Source organism: Veillonella sp. (assembly GCF_019414865.1).
In the GTDB taxonomy this organism is placed as follows: Bacteria; Bacillota; Negativicutes; order Veillonellales; family Veillonellaceae; genus Veillonella.
The window spans coordinates 1-6,246 of record NZ_DXLG01000094.1 but is presented as its reverse complement, the minus strand read 5'-3'; the positions used below and the strand labels follow the sequence as shown (position 1 = coordinate 6,246).

Sequence of the window (6,246 nt, the reverse complement as noted above, 5' to 3'; positions counted from 1 at the left end):
AGTGCGCGATCAGGGGTTCGAACCCTGGACACCCTGATTAAGAGTCAGGTGCTCTGCCAGCTGAGCTAGTGGTCCATGACACGACTAATTATATGCCTATTTTATAGGAATGTAAAGAATATTTATTACATTCCTATAAAACATATACATCAATATCGTCCTAGCCAATCCTTCATCGTATTACAAGCCTCCGTAGGGAGAATATCACTAGTCCCTACGCAGTCAGCACCACTATATAGTTGAAGAACACTATGCGTACGACTTACCTCTTTAATAATAATGTTTGTCACATCAGCCTTTGGCACATTAAATTGCAATCCATAACGGCCCTTGTAGGTAATTACAGAGGATTTAGTATCATATTCGATATGGACTTGAAGCATCTTGCCACCAGGCCAGCATTCTTCAATATGTTCCTTTGATCTTGGTTTTAGAAAATCAAAAAATCCCATATTATCCTCCAATGCGCCACATAGGACGTTCTGGTTGTTCCATCCCTATTCCATCATGACGTTCTTGTTTACGTTGCAACGCACGTTCAATATGCAAGGCTAAGTCCTCCTTTGTAGCACCATTGCGTACAAGAGATACAAGATCAGCCTCATCATCACGCAACAAGCATAAGCGCATTTGCCCATCTGATGTAAGACGAACGCGATTACATGTATCGCAGTAGCTATGAGACATAGAAAAGATAAAGCCTATAGCCTTTCCACTTGGTAACGCTAAGTACGTAGCAGGACCAAAGCCATAAACGGAATGCACTTCTGTAAGCGGACCTCCACTAACACGTTCTAATTGAGCCTTCCACTCATCAAAGGTTGGACCATGGAACGCATCGCCTTGGAATGGCATATATTCAATAAAACGCCATACAACAGGCCACTTTTCTACATACTGTAATAAAGATTTAACTTCATCATCAGACCAATGGCGAGATAATACGGTATTAATCTTTACTGATTTAAAATTCTCGCTAATAGCACTGCGAATACCATCTAATACGGAATCTAGCTGCCCCTCTTTGCCTACACAAGTGGCAAAAGCGTCACTTTCAAGAGAATCTAGACTGATATTCACTCGGTTCAAACCAAGTTTTTTCAATCGTTGTGCTCGAGATGCAAGCAAGCTACCATTAGTAGTCATAGATATATCTTCAAACCAACCAGTATCCTTGATACGAGTTAAAAGCTCTTCAATATGAGGATATAGCAATGGCTCGCCACCAGTTAAACGTACCGCTTTCACGCCGATACGATGGAAGGCACCTAAAATAGTCATCCATTCATCAACTGATAATAATTGGGTTTGACTTTGAGGTGTAATTTCAGCAGGTCGACAATAGGGACAACAAAAATTACACGCATCTGTCAATGACAGACGTACATATTCAATTGTACGGCCCCATGCGTCTTTCATAACACACCTCGTTTGTACGACTAAGTTATTTGATAATAGATACTTCATCACCTACGTGAATGGTACCATTTTTAAGGACTTTGCCAAAGATGCCTTGTGTAGGCATGATACAAGATCCTACTTGTTTCATGATTTCACAGCCATGATGACATTCCTTACCAATTTGAGTAATTTCAAGAATTACATCCTTACCAATTTGTAATTGTGTGCCTACAGCCAATTCGTAAAGCACCATACCTTCAACAGTGATATTTTCTGCAAAATCACCAGGTTTTACATCCGCTCCTTGGGCACGCATATGATCGATGCTTGCAATACCAAGCAAGCTGATTTGACGATGCCAATTGCCTGCGTGCGCATCACCTTCCATACCATGATCTACGATAAGATTAGCGGATTCAATATTATGTTTCTTTTGCCCTTTTCTCTCACTAATGGAGATAGCAATAATTTTTCCGTCTGCCATGTAACCCTTCCCTTCTTATGGGAACATACCATATATATACATATATACATAACTTTATTTCAATATGTAATTGCAGTCATTTTTATAATTTTCATGTTACTGAAAGCATCACAAAATTTTTCTACAATTATCTATTTATTATAGCATAGTATTCACACAAATTTCCTGTGAATTTAATCACTAAAAAAGAACTCTGCTCCAAGGAACAGAGTTCTTTTTTAGTAATTTTTATCGGCGACCCATTTCTTTAATTTCGTCACCACGATTAACACCATTAAGTAGTAAATTAAGCAAAATTGCCATAATACTACCGAAAGTAATACCAGATTTTAAAATAATTTGTGCCCACGCAGGGAAATTAGCATAAAAGTTTGGCGCTGCAATTGGAATCATAGCTACACCAATACTGATAGCTACGAGCATTAAATTATGGTTGCCTTCAAAGCTAACCTTTCCTAAGGAACGAATACCACTAGCAACGATCATACCGAACATGGCAATACCAGCACCGCCCAACACGGCATTCGGAATGCTAGCTACGATAGCCGCTAATTTAGGGAATAACCCCAATAAAATTAAGATTACACCAGATGCAGCTACAACAAAGCGACTCTTAACACCTGTTACGGCAATAAGACCAACATTTTGAGCGAATGCTGTATAAGGAAAGCTATTAAGAATACCACCAATAATTGTAGATACCCCATCAGCACGAATAATAGAAGCAAGTTCTTTACGACCAATTGGCTTGTCTACGATTTCACCAATAGCGATACTATCACCAGTTGTTTCTACCATAACTACGAGCATTACGATAATCATGGAAAGTACAGACGCCCAATCAAAGGTTGGTAATCCGAAATAGAAAGGCTCAATAAACGCAATCCAGTGGGAACGACCAACTTCATCAAAGTTTGTAACGCCCATGGCAAACGCAATTGCTGTACCTGCAATCAAACCAATTAGTACAGAAAGATTACTAAAGAATCCTTTGGCAAATTTATAAACAAATACTACAATTAAGAAGGTAAGGAACCCTAGTCCAATATTAGTAAAACTACCAAATTGAGGATTACCTATACCGCCGCCCATCCAATTAATAGCAACTGGCATCAAGTTAATACCGATAATGGTAATAATTGTACCTGTAACTACAGGTGGGAATAAGCGAATAAGACGACTAAAGAAGGGAGCTATCAAGAAGGTAAATAAACCGGCTATGATAATAGCACCATAAATAGCAGTCATACCATGCTGAGCACCAATCATGGCCATAGGTCCAACAGAAGCAAAGGTAACACCTTGGATCATAGGAATACGTCCACCAATTTTACCAAAACCTAATGTTTGGATTAATGTGGCGATACCGCAGGTAAATAAGTCCGCTGTAATTAATCGAATCAAATCTTCCATAGGTAAATTCATGGCCTGTGCCACAATAATAGGTACAGCAACGGCACCTGCATACATGGCCAGTACGTGTTGTAAACCAAAGGCAAAGAGCTGTGGTATTGGCAACATACTATCGACCGTATTCATTTGTTTTTGATCTGTCATAATGTCTCCTACATCAAACCTCGAAATAACACCCATTTATTTTACACTATCGTTCGGATTTTAACAATAGAAAAAAGAGAACTCATTATTTTTAAAAGAAATAATAAGTTCTCTTTCGATATTTTTCCGAACGTTAGATTTTTAAAAACCTTAATCGTTCGAAATCGTCCACAGTATTATTGATTAGTATATACAGTCGTATATCTTGTTATTTTAATCTGCTGTTTTAAACTGCTATTTTGAGCTGGCTATACATATAACGCTATAATTGCAGCTTCTTTATCATCTAAACCAGTTTCAATAGCATTCATTTTTGTGGTTATATCAGCTACAAATGCTTCGTCTTTAATACCTGATAAATTAATACGTACGTTTAGGAATGCTGCCTTTACTGCAGCTCGAGCATTGATTGCAGCAATAATACCATCAGTAATAAGATTTTGATTACCTTTTTTAGAGGCTAGCTCTGCTAAATCAAAGATTTGATAGGCTAACTCGCCGATTTCAAAGGGAACCATTGCAGCATCTTTATAAGCTTGTTGAATAGCGGCAGTACGTTTAGCCTTTTCTTCATCTGTATTCTTTGGCAAACCTAAGGCATTCATAAAGATATTAAATACATCTGCATCAGCTTGAGATAATTCGAGCATGCGATTACGAATAGATTCCGCTTTAGCTTGAAGATCTTTCATGTCAGATTGAACATCTTCATATCCCTTTTTACCAAAGGTTAAATTCGCCACCATTTCAGCTAATGCTGCCCCCGTTGCAGCCGTTAAGGCCGCAATGGCTCCACCACCTGGAGTTGGTTCTTTAGATGCAATAGCTGCTACAAAATCTACAACACGTTGTTCTACTAAATTCATAACAAGACCTCATGTAAAAGCGATAACAAGCTATCCTTGTTATCGCTTTGTCATTTCTATAAAAATATACAGGTAACACACTATATAAACTAGTGAAAGCAGACACTACCTATGGGTAGTTAAGAAAATGTGTACTACAAGGAATTTATATTAGAATAAACCTTTAATCGTACCATCTGCTTCGATATCCATATTAAGAGCGGCAGGACGTTTAGGAAGGCCAGGCATAACCATTACATCACCGGTACGGCATACGATAAAGCCTGCTCCATTAGCAACGCGAATATCGGATACGGTAATAGTAAATCCTTTCGGTGCCCCTAATAAAGCTGGATTATCAGATAAGGAGTATTGTGTTTTTGCCATACATACAGGTAAACGATCAAGACCCCAATCAGCTAATTGTTTAATTTGCTTTTTAGCTTTATCTGTAAAGATAACGCCATCGCCACCATAAATGGTTTTAACGATTTTATTTACCTTTTCTTCTAAGCTATCTTCTAAATCATATACGAATTTAGGTGTTGGTTTAGAATCTTCAAGCAATTCTACGACCTTTTTCGCCATATCAATGCCGCCTTCGCCGCCTTTTTCCCAACATTCATTGAGCTCTACAGGTACACCAAAGTCATCACAGAGACGAGTCAATTCAGCAATCTCTGCATCGGTATCGGTAGCAAATTTATTAATTGCTACCAATACAGGTACATTGAAGTAACGCATATTTTCGATGGCTTTTTGCAAATTGCTGAAACCTTTTGTAACAGCTTCAACATTTTCAGTGCTAAGTTCTTGTTTAGGCACACCACCATGCATTTTAAGAGCACGCAATGTAGCTACGATTACAATTGTATCAGGGAAAATTTCACCGTAACGACATTTAATGTCAAGGAACTTTTCAGCCCCTAAGTCAGCACCAAAACCAGCTTCAGTAACTACAATATCGCCTAATTTAAGGCCCAACTTTGTAGCTACGATGGAGTTACAACCATGAGCGATGTTAGCAAATGGACCACCGTGAACGATAGCTGGTGTATGTTCTAATGTTTGTACTAAATTCGGCTTTATAGCATCTTTCATAAGAAGGGCCATCGCACCTTGGCAACCAAGTTGATGAACATAAACAGGCTCACCTGCTAAATTACAGCCGATAACGATACGACCAAAGCGTTCTTTTAAATCTTCTAGATCTTTAGCCAAGCAAAGAATAGCCATGATTTCAGAAGCAACAGTAATCATGAAGTGATCTTCTCGTGGGAAACCACACACTTTACCGCCAAGTGCTACGGTAACATTACGAAGGGCACGGTCATTCATATCTAAAACACGAGTCCAAGATAATTGGCGCAAATCGATTTGCAATTCATTGCCTTGATGGATGTGATTGTCAATCATCGCGGACAATAAATTATTAGCTGCTGTAATAGCATGCATATCACCTGTAAAATGAAGGTTAATATCATCCATTGGTACAACTTGAGCGTAACCGCCCCCTGCTGCACCGCCCTTAATGCCAAATACAGGACCTAAGGATGGCTCGCGCAATGTGGCAATAGCATTTTTGCCAATTTTTTGTAACCCTTGTACAAGACCAATGCTCGTTGTAGACTTACCTTCACCTGCTGGCGTCGGTGTAATAGCCGTAACTAACACCAATTTACCAACTGGCTTATCTTCTAAACGTCGAATAGCATCGAAGGAAATCTTCGCTTTATAATGACCATATTGTTCAATATCATCAGGTGTTAAACCGCATTTATCTGCAATGACCTGAATTTTTTCCATTTTATTCTGTTGGGCAATCTCAATATCGCTTAACATAAAGCCTCCTTGGCACCATGGCCATCTATAAACATATTATCTAATATTTACTATTTAATATTAATTGTCTACTGCAGATGTATATTTGTACAACTACAGTAATCTATTATATATGAA

The 6,246-nt window shown here is 38.6% G+C and carries 6 protein-coding genes and 1 tRNA gene; all 7 read right to left on the bottom strand.

Features of this window, described 5'->3' with window-relative positions:
* Window positions 1-5 precede the first annotated feature (5 nt).
* Window positions 6-67: transfer RNA gene (locus QZ334_RS06320), tRNA-Lys, on the bottom strand.
* A gap of 82 nt (window positions 68-149) precedes the next feature.
* Complete coding sequence (locus QZ334_RS06315) at window positions 150-452, bottom strand: hypothetical protein (RefSeq protein ID WP_295232892.1); 303 nt, start codon at window positions 450-452, stop codon at window positions 150-152.
* A gap of 1 nt (window position 453) precedes the next feature.
* Entirely contained in the window at window positions 454-1,419 is a 966-nt protein-coding gene (gene moaA, locus QZ334_RS06310; RefSeq protein WP_295232889.1) for a GTP 3',8-cyclase MoaA, read from the bottom strand.
* A gap of 25 nt (window positions 1,420-1,444) precedes the next feature.
* Complete coding sequence (locus QZ334_RS06305) at window positions 1,445-1,885, bottom strand: MOSC domain-containing protein (RefSeq protein ID WP_060924025.1); 441 nt, start codon at window positions 1,883-1,885, stop codon at window positions 1,445-1,447.
* A 228-nt stretch (window positions 1,886-2,113) separates the two neighbouring features.
* Window positions 2,114-3,442, bottom strand: coding sequence for a nucleobase:cation symporter-2 family protein (locus tag QZ334_RS06300; protein WP_105085990.1), 1,329 nt, complete (start codon window positions 3,440-3,442; stop codon window positions 2,114-2,116).
* A gap of 248 nt (window positions 3,443-3,690) precedes the next feature.
* Complete coding sequence (locus QZ334_RS06295; protein WP_295232884.1) at window positions 3,691-4,308, bottom strand: cyclodeaminase/cyclohydrolase family protein; 618 nt, start codon at window positions 4,306-4,308, stop codon at window positions 3,691-3,693.
* A 150-nt stretch (window positions 4,309-4,458) separates the two neighbouring features.
* Window positions 4,459-6,129 (bottom strand): formate--tetrahydrofolate ligase, encoded by a 1,671-nt coding sequence (locus tag QZ334_RS06290; RefSeq protein ID WP_295232881.1) that lies wholly within the window; start codon window positions 6,127-6,129, stop codon window positions 4,459-4,461.
* Window positions 6,130-6,246 lie beyond the last annotated feature (117 nt).